At 68.1% G+C, this 17180-nt stretch carries 25 protein-coding genes; 13 read left to right on the forward strand and 12 right to left on the reverse strand.

What is annotated here, in order from left to right:
* Positions 1-21: 21 nt before the first annotated feature.
* Positions 22-756 (reverse strand): SDR family NAD(P)-dependent oxidoreductase, encoded by a 735-nt coding sequence (locus FDA38_RS19950; RefSeq protein WP_137255617.1) that lies wholly within the window; start codon positions 754-756, stop codon positions 22-24.
* Between the two features lie 119 nt (positions 757-875).
* On the opposite strand from FDA38_RS19950, the gene FDA38_RS19955 reads away from it, so the two are divergent.
* On the forward strand, positions 876-1502 hold the full coding sequence (locus FDA38_RS19955) for a TetR/AcrR family transcriptional regulator (protein WP_137255618.1): 627 nt from the start codon (positions 876-878) through the stop codon (positions 1500-1502).
* Positions 1503-2040: 538 nt separating this feature from the next.
* Here the strand turns inward: FDA38_RS19955 and FDA38_RS19960 are convergent.
* On the reverse strand, positions 2041-2619 hold the full coding sequence (locus tag FDA38_RS19960; protein ID WP_137255619.1) for a GNAT family N-acetyltransferase: 579 nt from the start codon (positions 2617-2619) through the stop codon (positions 2041-2043).
* Positions 2620-2650: 31 nt separating this feature from the next.
* Positions 2651-3655 carry a glucose-6-phosphate dehydrogenase (coenzyme-F420) gene (gene fgd, locus FDA38_RS19965; protein WP_137255620.1) on the reverse strand — a complete coding sequence of 335 codons (1005 nt, stop codon included), beginning with the start codon at positions 3653-3655 and terminating at the stop codon, positions 2651-2653.
* Positions 3656-3756: 101 nt separating this feature from the next.
* Between fgd and FDA38_RS19970 the strand changes: the two genes are divergently transcribed.
* From FDA38_RS19970 to FDA38_RS19980, 3 genes are all read left to right on the forward strand, one after another.
* Entirely contained in the window at positions 3757-4074 is a 318-nt protein-coding gene (locus FDA38_RS19970) for a hypothetical protein (protein ID WP_202877765.1), read from the forward strand.
* Between the two features lie 321 nt (positions 4075-4395).
* Positions 4396-5226 (forward strand): carbon-nitrogen hydrolase family protein, encoded by an 831-nt coding sequence (locus FDA38_RS19975; protein ID WP_137255621.1) that lies wholly within the window; start codon positions 4396-4398, stop codon positions 5224-5226.
* Positions 5227-5263: 37 nt separating this feature from the next.
* A complete protein-coding gene (locus FDA38_RS19980) occupies positions 5264-5764 on the forward strand; it encodes a methylated-DNA--[protein]-cysteine S-methyltransferase (RefSeq protein ID WP_137255622.1) in 501 nt (166 codons plus the stop codon).
* A gap of 11 nt (positions 5765-5775) precedes the next feature.
* On the opposite strand, the gene FDA38_RS19985 is transcribed toward FDA38_RS19980, so the two are convergent.
* Together FDA38_RS19985 and FDA38_RS19990 are read right to left on the reverse strand one after the other, a co-directional pair.
* Positions 5776-6234 (reverse strand): hypothetical protein, encoded by a 459-nt coding sequence (locus FDA38_RS19985; RefSeq protein ID WP_137255623.1) that lies wholly within the window; start codon positions 6232-6234, stop codon positions 5776-5778.
* A 19-nt stretch (positions 6235-6253) separates the two neighbouring features.
* A complete protein-coding gene (locus tag FDA38_RS19990) occupies positions 6254-7096 on the reverse strand; it encodes a DUF72 domain-containing protein (RefSeq protein WP_137255624.1) in 843 nt (280 codons plus the stop codon).
* Positions 7097-7114: 18 nt separating this feature from the next.
* Between FDA38_RS19990 and FDA38_RS19995 the strand changes: the two genes are divergently transcribed.
* Positions 7115-8044 (forward strand): phosphotransferase, encoded by a 930-nt coding sequence (locus FDA38_RS19995; RefSeq protein ID WP_202877766.1) that lies wholly within the window; start codon positions 7115-7117, stop codon positions 8042-8044.
* On the opposite strand, the gene FDA38_RS20000 is transcribed toward FDA38_RS19995, so the two are convergent.
* A complete protein-coding gene (locus FDA38_RS20000) occupies positions 8041-8415 on the reverse strand; it encodes a hypothetical protein (protein ID WP_137255625.1) in 375 nt (124 codons plus the stop codon). The two genes, FDA38_RS19995 and FDA38_RS20000, sit on opposite strands and share 4 nt — an antisense overlap.
* Before the next feature lie 52 nt (positions 8416-8467).
* Here FDA38_RS20000 and FDA38_RS20005 point away from each other — a divergent pair, with 52 nt between their 5' ends.
* The gene (locus FDA38_RS20005) at positions 8468-8848 is read left to right on the forward strand and encodes a VOC family protein (RefSeq protein WP_137255626.1); all 381 of its coding nucleotides are present in this window, start codon (positions 8468-8470) and stop codon (positions 8846-8848) included.
* Here FDA38_RS20005 and FDA38_RS20010 read toward each other — a convergent pair.
* The 3 genes from FDA38_RS20010 to FDA38_RS20020 are packed head-to-tail and all read right to left on the reverse strand — an operon-like array spanning position 8845 to position 10298.
* Positions 8845-9342 carry a winged helix-turn-helix domain-containing protein gene (locus FDA38_RS20010; protein ID WP_137255627.1) on the reverse strand — a complete coding sequence of 166 codons (498 nt, stop codon included), beginning with the start codon at positions 9340-9342 and terminating at the stop codon, positions 8845-8847. The genes FDA38_RS20005 and FDA38_RS20010 overlap by 4 nt on opposite strands.
* An 11-nt stretch (positions 9343-9353) precedes the next feature.
* Positions 9354-9866, reverse strand: coding sequence for an AAA family ATPase (locus tag FDA38_RS20015; RefSeq protein ID WP_137255628.1), 513 nt, complete (start codon positions 9864-9866; stop codon positions 9354-9356).
* The gene (locus FDA38_RS20020) at positions 9867-10298 is read right to left on the reverse strand and encodes a hypothetical protein (RefSeq protein WP_137255629.1); all 432 of its coding nucleotides are present in this window, start codon (positions 10296-10298) and stop codon (positions 9867-9869) included.
* Between the two features lie 93 nt (positions 10299-10391).
* On the opposite strand from FDA38_RS20020, the gene FDA38_RS20025 reads away from it, so the two are divergent.
* The 3 genes from FDA38_RS20025 to FDA38_RS20035 all read left to right on the forward strand — a co-directional run bounded on the left by FDA38_RS20025 (position 10392) and on the right by FDA38_RS20035 (position 12468).
* Complete coding sequence (locus tag FDA38_RS20025; protein ID WP_137255630.1) at positions 10392-10736, forward strand: ClpX C4-type zinc finger protein; 345 nt, start codon at positions 10392-10394, stop codon at positions 10734-10736.
* 2 nt (positions 10737-10738) lie between these two features.
* Positions 10739-11317, forward strand: a complete 579-nt coding sequence (locus FDA38_RS20030; RefSeq protein WP_170989810.1) for a histidine phosphatase family protein — start codon at positions 10739-10741, stop codon at positions 11315-11317.
* Between the two features lie 200 nt (positions 11318-11517).
* On the forward strand, positions 11518-12468 hold the full coding sequence (locus FDA38_RS20035; RefSeq protein ID WP_202877814.1) for a threonine ammonia-lyase: 951 nt from the start codon (positions 11518-11520) through the stop codon (positions 12466-12468).
* 2 nt (positions 12469-12470) lie between these two features.
* Here the strand turns inward: FDA38_RS20035 and FDA38_RS20040 are convergent, their stop codons facing one another.
* Positions 12471-13226: a phosphotransferase gene (locus tag FDA38_RS20040; protein ID WP_137255633.1), complete on the reverse strand. Its 756-nt coding sequence runs from the start codon at positions 13224-13226 to the stop codon at positions 12471-12473.
* A 64-nt stretch (positions 13227-13290) separates the two neighbouring features.
* Here FDA38_RS20040 and FDA38_RS20045 point away from each other — a divergent pair, with 64 nt between their 5' ends.
* Positions 13291-13488, forward strand: coding sequence for a nucleoside triphosphate pyrophosphohydrolase family protein (locus tag FDA38_RS20045; RefSeq protein ID WP_202877767.1), 198 nt, complete (start codon positions 13291-13293; stop codon positions 13486-13488).
* Here FDA38_RS20045 and FDA38_RS20050 read toward each other — a convergent pair.
* Entirely contained in the window at positions 13468-14133 is a 666-nt protein-coding gene (locus FDA38_RS20050) for an SAM-dependent methyltransferase (protein WP_233714815.1), read from the reverse strand. The genes FDA38_RS20045 and FDA38_RS20050 overlap by 21 nt on opposite strands.
* A 334-nt stretch (positions 14134-14467) precedes the next feature.
* Between FDA38_RS20050 and FDA38_RS20055 the strand changes: the two genes are divergently transcribed.
* Together FDA38_RS20055 and FDA38_RS20060 are read left to right on the forward strand one after the other, a co-directional pair.
* Complete coding sequence (locus FDA38_RS20055; RefSeq protein WP_137255635.1) at positions 14468-14890, forward strand: YciI family protein; 423 nt, start codon at positions 14468-14470, stop codon at positions 14888-14890.
* Positions 14890-16104 carry an RNA polymerase sigma factor gene (locus FDA38_RS20060; protein WP_137255636.1) on the forward strand — a complete coding sequence of 405 codons (1215 nt, stop codon included), beginning with the start codon at positions 14890-14892 and terminating at the stop codon, positions 16102-16104. Before FDA38_RS20055 ends, FDA38_RS20060 begins: the two co-directional genes overlap by 1 nt.
* Before the next feature lie 5 nt (positions 16105-16109).
* On the opposite strand, the gene FDA38_RS20065 is transcribed toward FDA38_RS20060, so the two are convergent.
* Entirely contained in the window at positions 16110-16616 is a 507-nt protein-coding gene (locus FDA38_RS20065) for a DinB family protein (protein WP_137255637.1), read from the reverse strand.
* Between the two features lie 78 nt (positions 16617-16694).
* Here FDA38_RS20065 and smpB point away from each other — a divergent pair, with 78 nt between their 5' ends.
* The gene (gene smpB / locus FDA38_RS20070; RefSeq protein WP_137255638.1) at positions 16695-17174 is read left to right on the forward strand and encodes an SsrA-binding protein SmpB; all 480 of its coding nucleotides are present in this window, start codon (positions 16695-16697) and stop codon (positions 17172-17174) included.
* The last annotated feature ends 6 nt before the right edge of the window (positions 17175-17180 follow it).

A 17180-nucleotide genomic window follows, 5' to 3' on the forward strand; every position in this document is an offset into this window, starting at 1 on the left:
CTTCCCGTTGTGGGTCGTGGCTCAGATAGCGGTGGTGCCGCCGTCGGCGACGAGTTCCAGGCCGTTGACGTAGCTGGAGTCGTCGGACGCGAGGAACAGCGCGACGCTGGCGATTTCTTCGGGGCGGCCCATCTGTCCGCGTGGGATGAGGGACTCGAATGCGGCTTTGGTTGCCTCGTCGAACAGTTCTTCCTGTTTGGCCGTCGCGACCTGGCCGGGGGTCAGGACGTTGACCCGGATGTTGCGGTCGCGCAGTTCGTTGAGCCAGACGCGGGCCCAGGCCTGCTGGACGGCTTTGCTTCCCGCATAGAGACTCCAGCCAGGGAAGGCGCCGAGGGAGGCGTTCGATCCGGTCATGAAGATCGAGCCGTTGTCGTTCATCAGCGGCAGTGCCTTCTGCACCGTGAACAGGGTGCCGCGCGCGTTGAGCGAGAACGCGCGGTGGAACTGTTCCTCGGTGATCTCGCCGAGGACGGCGGGTTCACCCATGCCGGCGCTGGCCCACAGCACGTCGATCGAGCCCTTCTCGCGCTTGACGGCGTCGTACAAGCGATCCAGGTCGTCGAGGTCGGCCGCGTCGCCCTGGACCGCGGTGACGTTGCGGCCGATCAGCTTGACGGCATCGTCCAGTGCTTCCTGCCGCCGGGCCTGGATGAAGACGTGCGCTCCTTCCTCGACGAACAGTTTGGCGCCGGCCAGAGCCATGCCGGTGGATCCGCCGGTGATCACCGCGACCTTGTCATCGAGCTTTCCCACGATCACTCCGTTGCCTTGATGTTCTTATGTACACCAGATTGTGTACGTAACGTATCTGGCGGTTGATCGGAGCGCAAGCTAAGTACACCGATCGGTACCGAACGAGCTATGCTGCAGGCATGACGGAGTTGGAGAAGGGCCCCCAGGGCCGGCGCCGGGGCAGGGGCGCACGCGAGCGGATCCTCAGCGCGTCGCAGCAACTGTTCCGCGATCAGGGCATCAACCGCACCGGCATGGACCAGCTCTGCGCCGCGGCCCAGGTGTCCAAGCGCACGGCGTACCAGCACTTCACCAACAAGGACGAACTCGTCGCCGAGTACCTGCGCCGGTTCGACCCCGATGTCATGCCCGGGGTGTTCGACCGCGATGACCTCACACCCCGCGAGCGACTCTTCGCCGCGTTCGAGATCCCCGAGTCCACGCCGCTGTGCCCGTACATCGCCGCGGCCGTCGAACTCCACGACCCCGAACACCCGGCATCCCAGTACGCCCGCGACTACAAGACCGCCATCGCCGCCCGCCTCACCGAAACCGCCCGCGAAGCCGGCGCCACCAACCCCGAACAACTCGGCGAACAACTGGCCCTACTCATCGACGGCGCCTCAGCCCGCACCCGAGTCCTCAACACCAACACCTTCCCCACCGCCGCCACCATCGCGAAGGTCCTGATCGACAACGCGATCCCACAGCCCAGCGCTGACCGGGGAACTATCGAGTCTGCTCCCGTCCCGGTAGGAGGCGAATGACCGCCCGATCAGCCCTCGCCAGCCGGAAGACGAAGTCGTAGCGCGCGGGGAGTCGCCACACTCCCGCACAACGCCGTCTCGCCCCGGCCAACCCGTCGCACAAGCAGAACGCGGCAGACAGCCGGAAGAAGCGGCGGCAGGAGCCACGCGGGGGCTCACCTGTCCCCGCCACCCACAGCCGCCTGAAGGCAGGCGACCCGTTGGCAGTCACTCGACCGCGAGCGAGCAACCGCGGGTGGCGGCCCGCAACACCCCCCGATGAGCCGGGGGCGGGCGGGGGACGGACCAGCTTCCCCGCGCAACAGCCGCACGACGAGCAGACGCCGGCCAAACGCAGTCACACGCGAGCGACAGCGAGCAAACAGCGGCGGCAGCCGCAGACACCGGCGACAGCCGGAAGGATGCTCCGGGCGATAAGCCCGGGGGTGGGTGGGCAGCGTGCGTAGTGGTCGCGCCGAGGCGCGTAGCGACGAGAGGCGGCTGCGAAGCACGCGGGGGCGGACCGCAGTACGCCGGGGGCTCACCGCAGTACGTGCTCCTACTCAGGTGCGTACGTTCGCCACTGCTCCGTCAGCTGATACCCCAGCGACTGGTTCGCCTGCAGGCTCGCCTGGTTGGCGGCGGCACCGCCGGTGGAGAAGCGGCTGATGCCGATGTCGAGGAACGCGAGGATCGACGCGGCCTTGACGGCCTGGGCGACCCCTCGCCGCCGGTGGGTGCCCAGCACCGAGGTGAACGCGGTGTCGCCGTACCCGTCCTTCTGGCGGATCACCGTCGCGCCGACAAGCCGATTGCCGTCGAAGGCACCGAAGACGCGATAGGCCGGCCACAGCGCGCGGGTATCGCCGAGCTCGCCCACCACCCGATGGGTCGCCGGCGTGTACGGGTAGTCCGGCTCGTTCGCCTTCTCGAGGTTGTGCAGGACCTCGGCCGACTCGGGGCCGAGTTCGCGGATCGTCAGCCCGCCGGCGGTTGCCCGGCGTACGGCGGACTCCAGCAACTCACGGTCCGGATCGAACAACCGCACCGCCCACGACTCGGCGACCACGCGGTAGCCGGCTGCTTCCAGCTCGGCGCACCGCGGGTCGTCGTCGCGAACGATTTGATAGTCGGGCACTCGCTGATTGTGAGCTGCCTGACTCCTCAGCTCAAGACAGTTTGCGCAGCAACGGCAGAACGTCTTCGGTGAACTGGGTCAGGAACCGCTCCTGGTCGTTCCCCGGACCGTGTACGACGAAGTGGTTGAAGCCGGCATCGAGGTACGGCTGGAACTGCTTCACGACCTCCTCGGGGTCGGACGCCACGATCCACCGCTTCGCGACCTGCTCGATCGGCAGCTCGTCGGCGAGCCGCTCCATCTCGGTCGCGCTGGTGACGCTGTGCTTCTGCTCCGGCGTCAGCGACAGCGGCGCCCAGAACCGCGTGTTCTCCAGCGCCTGCTCGGGATCCCGGTCGTACGAGATCTTGACCTCGAGCATCCGGTCGATGTCCTCGAACGTCTTCCCGGCCTTCTCCGCACCTTCCTTAACGGCAGGGATCAGCTTGTCCGTGTACAGCTCCATCCCCTTGCCCGACGTCGCGATGAACCCGTCCCCCGCGCGCCCGGCGTACTTCGCAACCAGCGGCCCGCCGGCGGCGACGTACACCTTGATCGGCGTCTCGGGACGGTCGTAGATGAACGCGTCGACGGTCTTGTAGTACGGCCCCTCGGAGCTGACGCCGTCCTTCGTCCACAGGTCGCGGATCAGCTGCACCGACTCACGCAGCCGCGCGAACCGCTCCTTGAACTCGGGCCACTCCATGCCGGACACGGCGATCTCGTTCAGCGCCTCGCCGCTGCCGACGCCGAGCATGACACGCCCGGGGTACAGCACGCCGAGGGTCGCGAACGCCTGCGCGATCACGGCCGGGTTGTACCGGAACGTCGGCGTGAGCACCGACGTACCGAGCAGCACCCGCTCGGTCCGCTCACCGACGGCCGCCATCCAGGCGAGCGCGAACGGCGCATGGCCGCCCTCGTGCCGCCACGGCAGGAAATGGTCCGAAACGGTCACACTGTCGAGCCCGAGCTCCTCGGCCCGGACGGAGTACTCCACCAGCTCCCGCGGACCGAACTGCTCCGCCGAAGCCTTGTACCCGACTCGAATGCTCACCCTCTGCTCCCAACCATCGTCACCATCGTCTTGGTCGTACTCCGAGGACAACCGCGTCCAGGTCCGACTTTATGCCGCCCCAGGTCGCTACCATCCATGGCGTGTACACGGACGACGCGCGAGTGCTGGGTCTGATCGGTACGACGTTCCGGACCGCCGCGCTCCCGCGGATCCGGGTGGTCGTGCCGCGGGCGCTCGCCGAACATGCGGTGGTGGCGTGGCAGCGCGAGGACGGCGGCGAGCTGCCGCGACCCGAGAACCCGGCCGATCGAAAGCGACGACAGCGGGCCGGCGCACTGGCGCTGATCGGTTTCGCCATCAGTGAGCATGGCCAGGTGGACGTCGACGGGAACACGATCGTCGAGCTGAGCCCGGAGCTGGTCGGCGTCGCCATGGACGCCGCCGACGACTTCGCCTGACCTTGGTCGACTGCCGCGTGTTCGGTTGACGCTGGTCGCGGCGCTCGGCGAGGATGTGGGTCCGGCGCGGCCCGCGCCTCACCTTCGTCGACCGGCCCCAGCGCGGTCACAGTGAGAAGGCAAAGGGACTTCCTGTCTCGGGCCGCTCGTCCTGGTCAGCCGCCTCGACGGGATCGCTGGGGGATCGCGTGCGAGTGCGTGGAAGGCCAGATGACAGCGCACAGGAACTTCAAGCAACGGGTCCGAGCCCGCGCCGCGAAAACCGGCGAGTCCTACACGTCTGCCCTCCGGCACTTCCGTCCGACTCCAACAGGAGAAGACATGCCGGAACCGTTCCGTATCGCCGTCGCGCAGTCGACGGTGCACGAAGACCCGACCAACCCGACGCTGCTCCGGGAGAGCGGCGCCGAGGTCCGCTCGCTCATGCGGGAGGCGGCTGCGGCCGGCGCCCGCCTGGTCCACTTCACCGAGGGCGCGATCTGCTTCCCGAGCAAGGTCGTGCTGTCCTCGCTCGGGCCCGACGAGATCGGCCCGTCGGACTGGACCAAGGCTGACTGGGCGATGCTCGAGGACGAGCTCGGCCAGATCACCCGGCTCGCCGGGGAGCTCGGGATCTGGACCGTGATCCCGTCGGTGCACCAACTGCCGGACGCGCGTCCGCACAACAGCGCGTACGTCGTCTCCGCCAAGGGCCAGGTGGTGGCCCGGTACGACGACCGGGCGCTCTCGACCACGAAGGTGACCTGGATGTACACGCCGGGCACGGCGCCGGTGACCTTCGAGGTGGACGGGTACCGCTTCGGGCTCGCGCTCGGGCTGGACGTGCTGTTCCCGGAGCTGTTCACCGAGTACGACCGGCTCGGCGTCGACGCCGTGCTCGTCTCGTACGCCAGCACGCACGGGCCGAACGGGCACATCGGGGTCCAGGTGTGCGGGACCGCCGCGAACAACACATGCTGGATCAGCCTGGCGGTCACCGCGAACCCGGAGACGGGTCTGGTGGCCGGGGTGGCGGATCCGCGCGGCGCGTGGGTGGCGCAGGCGTCGGCCGACGGGCGGCCGGCGATCGTGGTCGCCGAGATCCAGCCGGACGAGCGGACCACTGTGGGCCGCGCCTTCCGGCAGCGGACGCGGGAGCGGATCGGGTCGTAGAGACTCACAGGTTCGGGTGCTGGTGCGTTCTACCTGTATGAACAGGCACGCGATTGTCAGCACCCGGATCGGTGACCTCACGGTGGTCGCCGACAACGAGGTACTGGTCGGCGTCTACTTCCCGCATCACTGGGTCAAGCCGACCGCGGAGACGCTCGGTGAACGGGTCGAAGCCACCGACCCGTTCATCGCCGCGGTCGTCGGGCAGTTGGAGGAGTACTTCGCCGGCGCGCGGGTGACCTTCGACGTTGCGACCCGGCTGCACGGGGACGAGTTCCAGCGCCGCGTGTGGACGGTGCTCGAGGAGATCCCGTACGGCGAGACCACGACGTACGGCGAGATCGCGGCGCGGCTGGGTGAACCGGCGTACGCCGCGCAGGCCGTCGGTAAGGCGGTCGGGCAGAACCCGTTGTCGATCGTGATCCCGTGTCATCGGGTGATCGGGAAGAACGGCTCGCTCACCGGGTACGCCGGCGGGCTCAAGCGGAAGCAGTTCCTGCTCGACCTCGAGCAGCCGGTCGGGGCTCGGCTGTTCTAGTTCGCTTGTAACTAGTTCGGTTGTGACAGGTTGCCGACCTGTTCGGCGTACCAGTCGAGTTCGGTCAGGTGTTCGGCGATCTGGCGGAGGGTCCAGTTCGGGCTACGGTCCTTGTCCCACTCGGCCGGGTCGACGGCGGCGTACCGCAGTACGAAGGTGCGCCCGAGCCGACTCAGCCGCTGCTCGGCCTCGCGTACGTCCTCTTCGGAGAACGGCGCGAGGTCGGCGGCGGACATGAGCGCGCTGGCGTGCCATTCGTCGGGCTGCGTCGGTACGCCGGCCAGCAGCGCCTCGATCTCGGCGAGGTGATCGATCATGTGGTCGGCGATCCGGCGGACCGCCTTGTGCGGCGTGAACGTCCGCCCGTCGTCGGACATCAGCGGCTCACCGTCCCAGGCCGGCCAGGTGACGATCAGCTTCAGCGACCGCTCCACAGCTTGTCCGACAAGTTCACCAGGGTTCTCAGTCATGCCGCTGACGGTAAGCCCGTCATACTTCGGCAGTGGCCGAACTGATCCCGAGCCGGTCCGCCAGCCGTTCGGCGTCGTACGGCGCGTGCACCTTCACGTCGTTGTCGAAGTACACATAGGTGTCGCATTTCCACGAGCGGATCTTCCGAGCCCACCGGCCGAGCGACTTGTCGTCGTACCCGCTGACGTAGAGCTCGTCGGCGCCGTGCAACCGGACGTACGCGAAGTCCGCCGTCACGTCCTCGAACATCGGCCACTTGCCGGCCGTGTCCGCACACACCACCGCAATGTTGTGCTCCCGCGCCAGCTCGACGAATTCCTTTGTTTTGAAGCTGTTGTGGCGTACTTCGATCGCGTACCGGACCGGGATGTCGACGGCGCATTCGAGCAACGCGCGACCTTCCATCCGCTCGTCGTGGCCCTTGGCAACCTCCGCGGCGGCAGACGTTGTCCGCGGCAACTGCGCGAAGAACGTCGCACAGCGCTCGGCGTCGTACTGGAAGTTCGGCGGTAGTTGCCACAGCACCGGACCGAGTTTGTTGCCAAGCGCAAGCACTCCGGAGGCGAAGAAGTTGGCCATCGGCGCGTCCACGTCGGCCAGCCGCTTCATGTGCGTGACGAAGCGCGGGCCTTTGACCGAGAAGACGAACCCGTCGGGCGTCTCGTCGTACCAGCGTTGGTAGGAAGAGGGCCGTTGGAGGGCGTAGAACGAGCCGTTGAGCTCGATCGAGTTCAGCCGGTTCGACGCGTACTCGAGCTCGGCGCGCTGCGGGAGGCCTTCGGGGTAGTAGACCTTGCGCCACGGCGGGTACCGCCATCCGGAGATGCCGACCCGAAATTGGGTGTCCGGCCAGCGCGTCATCCCCCGATTATTGACCCTGTGCAGATCGACCGCGGGTCGTACCCGGACGCGAAGACGCCCTGGGAGGATCCGTCGTGGCGCTCGGCCGCCCTTGCCTGGCTCGATCGGGAACTTGCGAAGCTCGGTGTCAGCGATACGCAGCCGCGGCGGGTGAGGCTGCGGCCGTGGTCGGTGATCATCCGGGTCAGCGCTGAGCGTCCGGTCTGGTTCAAGGCGACGTCGCCTGACAGTGCGTTCGAGCCGGCGCTGGCCGAGGCGCTGTCGCGTTGGGCGCCCGGGCACGTGCTCACGCCGTACGCCGTCGATTGCACTCGCGGCTGGGCGCTCCTCCCGGACGGCGGCCCGCTCCTGCGCAGTCAGGCCTTGGACGTGCGGCACTGGGAAGAGGTGTTGGTTCAGTACGCCGATCTGCAGCGGGCGCTCGTGCCGCGGGTCGAGGATCTGGTGCGTCTCGGCGTACCTGACGCTCGGGTGCTACCTGCGCTCTTCGACTCGATCGTGCGCACGGTTGGGGTGGATGATCGCGAGCGGTTGGCGGCGTTCCGGCCTCGGTTGGTGGAGTTGTGCGCGGAGCTGGACGCGTTCGGGATCGCGGCGACGCTTGACCACGCCGATCTCCATGACGGGCAGATCCTGGTGGCTGGGCCCGGGCGGTACACGTTCTTCGACTGGGGTGACGCGAACGTCGGCCACCCGTTCTGCAGTCTGCTCGTCGCGATCGACCGTGCGGCTGAGCAGCTCGGCCCGGACGTGGTCCAGCGGTTGGAGGACGCGTACGTCGAGCCGTGGACCGCCGAACACCCGCGGTCCGATCTACGTCGGGTGGCTGCCCTCGCGCGCAGGCTCAGCCCGCTCACCCGCGCCAGCTCGTGGGGCCGGCTCTTCCCGGGGACCGCGCACATCGGCACTCCGGAGCGTGCGGCCGCGCTGCTTCGGCTCCTGGACTAGGTGGGGATCCAGGTCGGCCACCACGGCGGGACGTTGCCCGGGCAGGTGCCGGGTGAGCCGGCCGGGGTGCCTTGCCATGAGAACAGCGCGAGGTCGGCGATCGCGATCGCGATGGCGGCGGCGATCAGTGAGAACAGGAACGCCTTCCCGGCGTACCGGAAGACGAGGGTGAACAGCACCAGGTTGACGATCAATGCGAGCGGCAGGCCGAGGAACAGCAACGTCAGCCCGTTCGGCACGCTGCCGGTCACGTCGACATGGCACGCCTTCCACGCCCGCGACGTGATCACGATCAGCCCGAACGCCGCCCCGCCACCGACCACCACCGCAAGGAACGACTCTCCCTTGCTCCCCTTCGCAGCAAACGCCATGTGCATCACCGTAAGTGATCCGCGTGGCCACTTCAGCCGTCAGACTGCGTGTATGGACATCAAGCACCGGATGATCGTCTTCGACGCGGCCGACATCGAGGCCGAGAGCGCGTTCTGGGCGGCCTTCCTCGACGGCACCGTCGAGAAGTGGAGCGAGCGCTGGCACGCGATCTGGGTCGACGGCGGGTGGGCGCTCGGTGTCCAGCTCGCGCCCGACCACGTCCCGCCGGACTGGCCTGACGGTGCGCCGCAGCAGATCCACATCGACCTGTACTTCGAGGGCGTCGACGCGCACACCGCCGCCCACGAGCGCGCCCTCGCTCTCGGCGCCTGGCTCCTCAAACCCGCCGACGATGCGACTGCGGCACGTGGTGTCCAGGTGTACGCCGATCCCGCGGGGCATCCGTTCTGCTTGTGCTGGGTGCCTGCCTAGTCGTCGAGCGGGTGCAGGTCGACCGGCGTCAGCACCCAGCGGAAGCCGTACTTCGGGCTGGCAGCGCGATCGACCTTGTCGGGGGCGAAGTACTCGCCGATCAGACCCAGCAACCGCTCATGGAACTCCGCGACCCGCTCACCTGGCACCCGCCCGGCGTGCTCTCCCGTGTCCTGCACGAACCCTGTCCCGAACATCCCCGCGGCTGCGTCGGCGTACGCCTGCACATAGTCCTGCGCGCTCGCGCCCGGCAACTCCGTCCGCCCGCCTGTCGCTGGCGCCGGGCTCTCCGCAAGCTCCGCGCCGGCTGCGGTACGTCGCCAAGCGCTGGCGTCCTCTACGACCCGGCCGGCGTCACGGAGCTTGCCGAGGTACCAGAGGACCCGGGCGTCCGTCACCTCCAGCCGCTCGGCCAGCTCGCCCAACGTCCGCGGCTCATCCAGCAAGGCCACAATCCCGCGCGGCAACTCCGACGCTTCCCACTCGGTCGTCATAGGACGTACTACTAGCAGCTCACGGCAATGCGCTCAACCGCGTCGGCGACCTCCGCGACCGGACCAGTCGCGTCGACCAGCACCGCGCCGTACCCCGCGTTGTCCACATCCACCCGCGCATGCCACGCCAGCACCCGCTCCAACTCGTCCCCACTCGACCCGAACGCCCCGGCCCGCCCGACCAACCGCCGCCGCAGCGTTCCGGCGTCGACGCTCAGACTGACCACCGCGTCGAACAGCTCCCAGATCTCCCCGTCGTTCCCGACCGTCCCGCACACGAACCCGACCCCGTCGCCAACCTCCTGGGCGATCCGCCGCACCGTCTCTACCGGCAGCCGATAGGTGTAATCCGCGAACCAGGCGTCATCCCGCTCCGCCGGCATGCTGACCTCGACCCCTGACACGTTGTGAAACCACCGCGCCAACCCGTCGACGTCGTACACCAGGTAACCCCGCCGCCGAAGCTCGCCACCGACCGTCGTCTTCCCGACCCCGGACGACCCGGTCAGATACACCAGACCCATCTAGGCCTCCCTGCGAGGCGGCAGCCACATGAACGTCGTCACGGCGTCGAGGTCCTCGGGCTCGTGCGGTACGACGACCACCTGGTGCGGGTCCTCGTAGACAACGCGACCCGGCGACGTCGAGGTGAACCGCTCGCACGGAAGGTTGTGCGCGGCAAGGATCTTCAGATACCCGGGAATCGGCTCCAGCAAATGCTCGGCCGTCGGGACGAACCACGCGGCGGCGTGCGGATTGTCCTCGTAAATCGTCGGATCAACGGTCGACGGATTCACGTACGTCGCGTCGTACCAATCGTTCGTCGTACGCCGGAAGCGTTCCTCCTCCGCGCTCAACCACCCGCGATTCGCCAACATGTTCACCAACCCGAAGATCCCGATCCGCCGCCCGCGTCGATCGGGCACCGGACTCTGGTACCGCACGTACGTCGCCATGCACGGATTCTCCCCGACTCTTGACCGACCGAGGTTGTCAGGCTTAGCCTGACAAGCGTTGTCAGGGCGACCCTGACACAATGAGGAGGCGTGATGTCAGACAACCTGATGCGTTGCTCGTTCTGCGGCAAGCTCCGCGACGAGGTCGAACACCTCATCGCCGGCCCCGGGGTCTTCATCTGCAACGAATGCGTAGGCCTGTGCGACAACCTGATCGGCGGGAAGCCGATGCCGACGTTCCCACCCCTAGACGGCAAGACCGACGACGAACTGCTCGCCGACATGGCCCGCATCAACTCGTCCCACAGCCAGGTCGAAGCCGCCGTCCAGGACCGCGTCCTCCGCCTCCGCTCCCGCTCCGTCACCTGGGCCCGAATCGGCGAAGCCCTAGGAATAAGCCGCCAATCAGCCTGGGAACGCTTCTCCGGCGAGGAATAACCGTGCCAAGAATTCTCCTGGTCCGCCACGGTGAAGTCGATGGCGCTCAATTAGATGCAGAAGGTTGGTGGGGCCCGGCGCGTGACTTTTCTCCGCTGTCTGCCGTAGGCATCCAACAAGCAAAAGAAGTCGGCCAAAAGCTCCGCGCTAGCGGCGCCACCCGCATCATCTCCTCACCTATGACCCGGGCCCTCCAAACTGCCGCCTTGATCGCGGCCGAGACCCACCTCCCGCTCACCGCAGTCGAGTTCGACCTCCGCGAATGGTTGCCAGACGCAACACTCTCCTGGCGCACAGCGGAGGCCGTCGCCGCCGCCGCCGACTTCCACCTCCACAACGGCGAGTGGCCACCCGGCGAAGCCCGCACCTGGGAACCACAATCCTCCGTACGCCGCCGAGCAACGCGAGCCCTCCAACGCCAGTCCGCACTCAGCAACACGCCGTTCATCGCCGTCTCCCACAGCATGCTCATCGAGTCCCTCACCGGAGACCTCGGCATCGAACACTGCGGCGTACGCGAACTCGATCAACTCCCCGTCGCAGACACAGGCACGATCCTGTTACCGAAGCCGGCCGCATGAGCGCCGGTGATGACCAGCTCTGGACGACCGACGGAAGTGCGCCGGTCCTGGCTGCTATTCGTGAGCGGTGGTTGAGAGCCGCGATTGATGCTCTCCAAGATGATCCGCTGGTGGTTGGCGCGGCGCTGGTTGGGTCGTTGGGTGCGGGCGGGGCGGCAAGCCCGTTAGGCTCTTGGGTTGTGGGAGAGAGTCGGCTGGATATGGGGCGGGTTTGGGCGGCTCGGGGGGTTATTGATCGGGTGTTTCTGGATTCGCCTCAGTATCGGTGTGAGGCGTTGGAGGGGGCGCTGGGGTGTGGGGTGAGTGTCAAGCTTGAGACGGCTAATCCGGTTCGCAGCTTCAAAGGGCGTGGGACTGAGTTGGTTGCGAGTCGGTTGGCTGCGGGTGGGGCGCGGGCTGTGGTTTGTGCGAGTGCGGGGAATCTGGGGCAGGCGCTGGCTTGGTCGGGGCGGCGGCGGGGGCTTGAGGTGACGGTGGTGGCTTCGCGGTTTGCGACGAAGGCGAAGCTGGATCGGATCCGTGCGCTGGGCGCGACGTTGGAACTCGTTGACGGGGATCACGAGTTGGCGCGTGAGCGGGCGGCGGCGATTGCGGAGTACGAAGGAATTCGGCTGCTCGAAGACAGTCTGGATCTCGAGACGTGTGAAGGCGCGGCGACGATCGGGCTCGAGTTGATGGAGGGTACGCCGACATTCGACACCGTGCTGATTGCCCTTGGTGGCGGGGCTATGGCGACCGGCGTGGGTTATGTGGTGAAGGAGCTCGCGCCCGACGTTGACGTGATCTGCGTGCAGCCGCATGGTGCGCCGGCGTTGACGCGTTCGTGGCACGAGCGGCGCGTTGTCACGACCGACTCCACCGACACGATCGCCGACGGAGTGGCCGGCCGGTTCCCGATCCCGGAAGTTCTCGACGACCTTCTGCTGATCGCCGATGACGCCGTACTCGTCCAAGAGGAATCGATCATCAGCGGCATGCGCCTGCTGTACAACCACGCGGGGCTCATCGTCGAGCCGTCCGCCGCGCTTGGCGTCGCCGCGGTCCTCGAGGACCCCACGCGCTTCGCCGGCCGCCACGTACTCACGATCATCTGCGGCAGCAACGTCGACCTACCCACGTACCACCGCTGGATCGGCACGCCAGGAGGGTGAAGTCAGACCAGCGCCGCGACCCACGCGTCGTGGTGCTCGGCGACGTACGCGGCGGCCGGACCCCAGTAGTCGGCATGGCCCTCGTCGTACATGCGCGCCCACGGTTGCTCGCCGGTCTCGTGGCCGCGGATCAGTACGTCGTACTGCCCGCGCGTTCGGGCCGCGATCTGTGCGGGAAGGGCGCGCCGCTGCTCCAGGTCGAGGCCGTAGCCGTCCACCAGCGCACGCAGCCGCGGCCCGTCGGCGTCCACGTCGCCTCCCGCGACGAACGGGAGGAAGGCGGTTGCGGCGTACCCGAGATCCCAGAGTCGCGACGAGTGGCCGGCGTTGTCCCAGTCGATGAATACCCAGCGCTGATCGTTGCGGACCAGGTTCCAGGGCGCGAGGTCGTTGTGGCAGATCAGGTCGCCGCCGGTGGGATCGGGGACGATCACGTTCCAGCTGACGTCTGATGGTGGCTCGAAGGACTCCATCGTGTCGTGGAGCTCGCGAATCAGCCGGCCGATCCGCCGCAGCTCGTCCAGAGTCGACGGCGGCTGCGCGTGGGCGAGCTCGCCGGGCACGTACTCAAGAACGTGCCGGCCCTGATCGTCACGCCCGTACGTACGCGGCGCGCCGTCGAACTGCCTCTCGGCGAGGTGCTCGAGTACAGCCTCAACCCCGGGCGTCTGGGGCAGCGCAGGCTTCCGCACGGTCGCCCCGATCCGCACGACGCGATCGGCGACGTTCCCGCCCGTCAGCACCTCTTCACGCTCCACCCCGCCATCCTGCCGAACGTAGGCTCTGTCGGCATGGAATTACCAGCCCTCCAGGCCCGAGCCGTTGAGATCAGCGCTCGTCATGGCGGTCGGCGGGCGCCGCGAGATCGACGATGCCCGGATCCGCCTCGGCCACGAGCTGGCCGACTGCCTCTGGTCCGTCCTGGTCCTTGCCGACTGCTACGACATCGACCTGGCCGCGGAGTTCACCCGCATGACCGACGAGCTGGACGCCAAGCTTTCAGTTGCGGTGGGCAACTAGTCGGGTGAGGCCGAGAGTCTGGCCGGCGTCGGTGCGGAGCATCTGGGCTTCCTCGCGGCCCGGCGTACCGCTGTCTTGGTCGCAAGCTTCGTTCCACTGCAGCCAGTCTCGCCAGCCGTCGGGGAGCTGGTCGGCGACCTCGACGGTCACCAGGCCGGTCTTCTCCCAGTGCCGACGCCACCACGCGGGACTGTGCCAGGCGCAGAAGTCCCATTTCCAGTACGGCGCGAGGTGCGGCGGGGGAAGCGCCTCGTACTCCGCGACGAGGCCAGGTTGCACGATGCCGAGCCGGCCGCCGCGTTTCACGAAACGTGAGTAGTAGCCGAGGTAAAGGTCGTCGGTGCCGAAGTAGTGGTACGCGCCGATGCTGACGAGCGCGTCGAAGAAGCCCTCGGCGAAGGGCAGGGCATGGGCTTCCGCGTGGATCGGGTGAACCCGGTCCTCCAGGTCAGCGTCGGCCACCCGGCGCAGGTTCTCGTCAGGCGTGACCCACAGGTCGGCCGCCCACACCTCAACGCCGTACTCCTTAGCCAGAAAGATCGAACTGAGCGCGGCCCCACACCCCAGGTCGAGCACCCGCATCCCCGCCTCAAGCGCCATGACCTCAGCCAGCGCCTCCGCCTGCCACACAGGATTCGGCCCCATCCCACCATCAACCATCCACCGCCCCGGGTACGCCGCCGACCGCGGGTAACGCTCATTCCTCAACAGCACGTCAAGCTCGCCATCATCCATACGACGCGAGTCTCCGATCCCACCCAATCCCAGGCAAACGGTTATCCCCAGATGACGGTTGTCGTCGAAGCGCTCCGCCATTTCACCGAACCACCCGCGGCGCAGGCGCTTCATCACTGACAGCTGCGACGATATGCAGCGCGGCGAGAAGTTTCTTGGGGGCGTTGTCGATCTTGGGGTTGGTCGTTCGACCTGGGGGTGTGAAGCGGGCCGAGAGGCGGTTCGTGGGGACGAGGAGAGTGCGATGGCGAAGTACATGTTGATCATGCGGGGTACCGATGAGTCGAATGCGGCGGTGATGGCCGGGTTCGAGGAGTTGGCGGCTTCGACGTACCAGTTCATCGAGGAGTTGATGACGGCCGGGGTGTTCATCGCGGCCGAGGGGCTGGATGATGCGGCCGAGAGTGTGGTGGTCGACTTCAGCAGTGAGGCGCCGGTGGTGACGGACGGGCCGTACGGGGAGACGAAGGAGCTGTTCGGGGGCTACTTCATGCTCGATGTCGCGTCGAAGCAGGAGGCGGTCGAGTGGGCCAAGCGGCTGCCGTCGGTTGCCGGGTCGAAGATCGAGGTACGGCGGGTTGCCGGCGAGGACGAGCGGCCGCCGGGCCATGAGGAGTCTGCCGAGGCCGGGGAGCGGGCTGGGAGTGAGAGCGCCGGCCGGGTCTGATGAATACGGCGGATGTCGAGGCCGTCTGGCGGATCGAGTCGGCGCGGATCGTGGCCGCGCTGACCCGGTTCACCGGGGATTTCGCGCTGGCCGAGGACGCCGCGCAGGAGGCGGTGGCCGAGGCGCTGGTGTCGTGGCCACGCAACCCTCCGGCCAGTCCGGCCGGCTGGCTGATGGCGACGGCCCGGCGGCGTGCGATCGACGCGATCCGCCGCCGTACGGCGCTGAAGGATCGGTACGCGCTGCTCGCGGCGGATCCGGTCGTCGACGAGGACATCGACCCCGACCGGATCGACGACGACGTCCTGGCGTTGATGTTCATCAGCTGCCACCCGGTGCTCTCGCCCGAGGCCCGGGTGGCGCTGACCCTGCGGGTGGTCGCCGGGCTGTCGTCCGAGCAGATCGCCCGCGCGTTCCTGGTCCCCGTACCGACTGTGCAGGCGCGGATCACCCGCGCGAAGAAGACGATCGCGGCGGCCGGCGTACCGTTCGAGCTGCCGCCGGCTGATGAGCGCCGGGAGCGGTTGGGCGGCGTACTCAGCGTCGTCTATGTGATCTTCACGGAGGGCTCGACGGCGACGTCGGGCGACCTGCTGGTACGCCGGGATGTCGCGTACGAGGCGATCCGGCTGGCCCGCACGCTGACGGCGCTGCTGCCGGACGAGCCCGAGGTACACGGTCTGCTCGCGCTCTGCGAGCTGACGGCGGCGCGCTTCCCGGCCCGCACGAGCCCGGATGGTTCGCCGATCCTGCTCGAGGATCAGGACCGGCAGCGGTGGGACCTCTCGGCGATCCACCGGGGGCTGGCGTCGCTGGCGAAGGCGTCGGTGCGCGGGCTCGGCCCGTACGGCCTGCAGGCTGCGATCGCCGCCGTACACGCGTCGGCGCCGTCCGTGGAGGCAACCGACTGGGACCGGATCGTCGTGCTCTACGAGGCCCTCGGTCGGGTCGCGCCGTCGCCCGTGGTCGAACTCAACCGAGCCGTCGCCGTCGCCCTGGCCTCCGGTCCGGCCGAGGCCCTGGCCATGGTGGACGAGCTGGTCGCCTCGGACAGACTCCCCGGTTCGCACCTGGTCCCGACCGTACGAGGCGAACTCCTCACCCGCCTCGGCCGCCTATCCGAGGCCCGCGCCGAACTGGAACTGGCCGCTCGCCTGTGCACCAACGAACGCGAGCGCTCAGTGCTGCTGAACAAGGCGGCCGCGCTGGACTGACCGGGCTACTCGCCCGTGGCGCCGTCGATGCGCTCGCGGAGGAAGTCTGCGTGGCCGTTGTGGCGGGCGTACTCCTCGATCATGTGCAGGTAGATCCAGCGCAGCGTGTAGTCCTCGCCGGGGCTGACTGCGTCGAGGCTGAGCCCCGCCACCGCCGTACGCGATCGGGCGACACTCGCCTGATAGCTGGCCAGGTCGTCCGCGGCCCGCGTGATGTCGACGACGTCGCTGCGGTTCGTCGAGCCTGGCTGGTAGTCCCAGAAGTACAGGTGGTCCGGCTGGTCGTCGTACTCGTGGAACCAGGCCTCGACCCCTGACAGGTGCCGGACAAGCCCGAGCAGCGACAGCGTCGAGGGCGGCACCGACCGCGTCGCCAGCTGCTCCGGCGTGAGGCCGCCGCACTTCTGGAGCAGCGTGGTGCGCTGGAAGTCGAGGCGGTCGTCGAGGGCGGACCGCTCGTCAACCGGGTTGATCGGTGGCTCGGGCCGCTCGGGCGTGGTCCATGTCGACATGCCGGCGAGGTTACGTGTGGGTCGACCCTGCGGCTACCGAGTTAGGCCTTCTGAGCCCTGCGGCGGGAGAATCAGTGTGTGAAGAAGCCAGACGCCGAGCCCGTGGTTGCGCGCAACCGGAAGGCTGCGCATGACTACCAGCTGGGCGAGTCCTGGGAGGCGGGGATGGTGCTGGAGGGGCCGGAGGTGAAGGCGCTTCGGGCCGGGCGGGCGTCGCTGGTCGGCGGATTCGCGCAGGTCGAGAACGGGGAGATCTGGCTGCACGGCGTGCACATCCCGCAGTACTCGCAGTCCCGTTGGTTCAACGGCGGCTCCCGCCGCAAGCGGAAGCTGCTGCTGCACCGCGCCCAGATCGACAAGATCGAGCGCAAGGTCAACGAGAGCGGCCTGACGATCGTCCCGACGTCCCTGTACTTCAAGGACGGCCGCGCGAAGGTCGAGATCGCCCTTGCCCGCGGCAAGAAGACCTGGGACAAGCGGAACGCACTCGCCGAGCGCGAGGCGACCCGCGAGGTCGAGCGCGCGGTCAACCGCCGCCTGAAGGGCCGCTCGGACTGATCCATT

Source organism: Kribbella jiaozuonensis, assembly GCF_005233875.1.
GTDB classification, from domain to species: domain Bacteria; phylum Actinomycetota; class Actinomycetes; order Propionibacteriales; family Kribbellaceae; genus Kribbella; species Kribbella jiaozuonensis.

Bases quoted from the DNA above. Each gene is read 5' to 3' on its own strand.
- FDA38_RS20020 (WP_137255629.1), bottom strand. From the start codon at position 10,298: ATGGCGACGTACGTGCGGTACCAGAGTCCGGTGCCCGATCGACGCGGG.
- FDA38_RS20055 (WP_137255635.1), top strand. From the start codon at position 14,468: ATGGCGAAGTACATGTTGATCATGCGGGGTACCGATGAGTCGAATGCG.
- FDA38_RS20015 (WP_137255628.1), bottom strand. From the start codon at position 9,866: ATGGGTCTGGTGTATCTGACCGGGTCGTCCGGGGTCGGGAAGACGACG.
- FDA38_RS20025 (WP_137255630.1), top strand. From the start codon at position 10,392: ATGTCAGACAACCTGATGCGTTGCTCGTTCTGCGGCAAGCTCCGCGAC.
- FDA38_RS19980 (WP_137255622.1), top strand. From the start codon at position 5,264: ATGAACAGGCACGCGATTGTCAGCACCCGGATCGGTGACCTCACGGTG.
- FDA38_RS19985 (WP_137255623.1), bottom strand. From the start codon at position 6,234: ATGACTGAGAACCCTGGTGAACTTGTCGGACAAGCTGTGGAGCGGTCG.
- FDA38_RS19955 (WP_137255618.1), top strand. From the start codon at position 876: ATGACGGAGTTGGAGAAGGGCCCCCAGGGCCGGCGCCGGGGCAGGGGC.
- FDA38_RS20065 (WP_137255637.1), bottom strand. From the start codon at position 16,616: ATGTCGACATGGACCACGCCCGAGCGGCCCGAGCCACCGATCAACCCG.
- FDA38_RS19975 (WP_137255621.1), top strand. From the start codon at position 4,396: ATGCCGGAACCGTTCCGTATCGCCGTCGCGCAGTCGACGGTGCACGAA.
- FDA38_RS20005 (WP_137255626.1), top strand. From the start codon at position 8,468: ATGGACATCAAGCACCGGATGATCGTCTTCGACGCGGCCGACATCGAG.
- FDA38_RS20060 (WP_137255636.1), top strand. From the start codon at position 14,890: ATGAATACGGCGGATGTCGAGGCCGTCTGGCGGATCGAGTCGGCGCGG.
- FDA38_RS19990 (WP_137255624.1), bottom strand. From the start codon at position 7,096: ATGACGCGCTGGCCGGACACCCAATTTCGGGTCGGCATCTCCGGATGG.
- FDA38_RS20035 (WP_202877814.1), top strand. From the start codon at position 11,518: ATGGGGCGGGTTTGGGCGGCTCGGGGGGTTATTGATCGGGTGTTTCTG.
- FDA38_RS20000 (WP_137255625.1), bottom strand. From the start codon at position 8,415: ATGGCGTTTGCTGCGAAGGGGAGCAAGGGAGAGTCGTTCCTTGCGGTG.
- FDA38_RS20050 (WP_233714815.1), bottom strand. From the start codon at position 14,133: ATGGGGCCGAATCCTGTGTGGCAGGCGGAGGCGCTGGCTGAGGTCATG.
- FDA38_RS20010 (WP_137255627.1), bottom strand. From the start codon at position 9,342: ATGACGACCGAGTGGGAAGCGTCGGAGTTGCCGCGCGGGATTGTGGCC.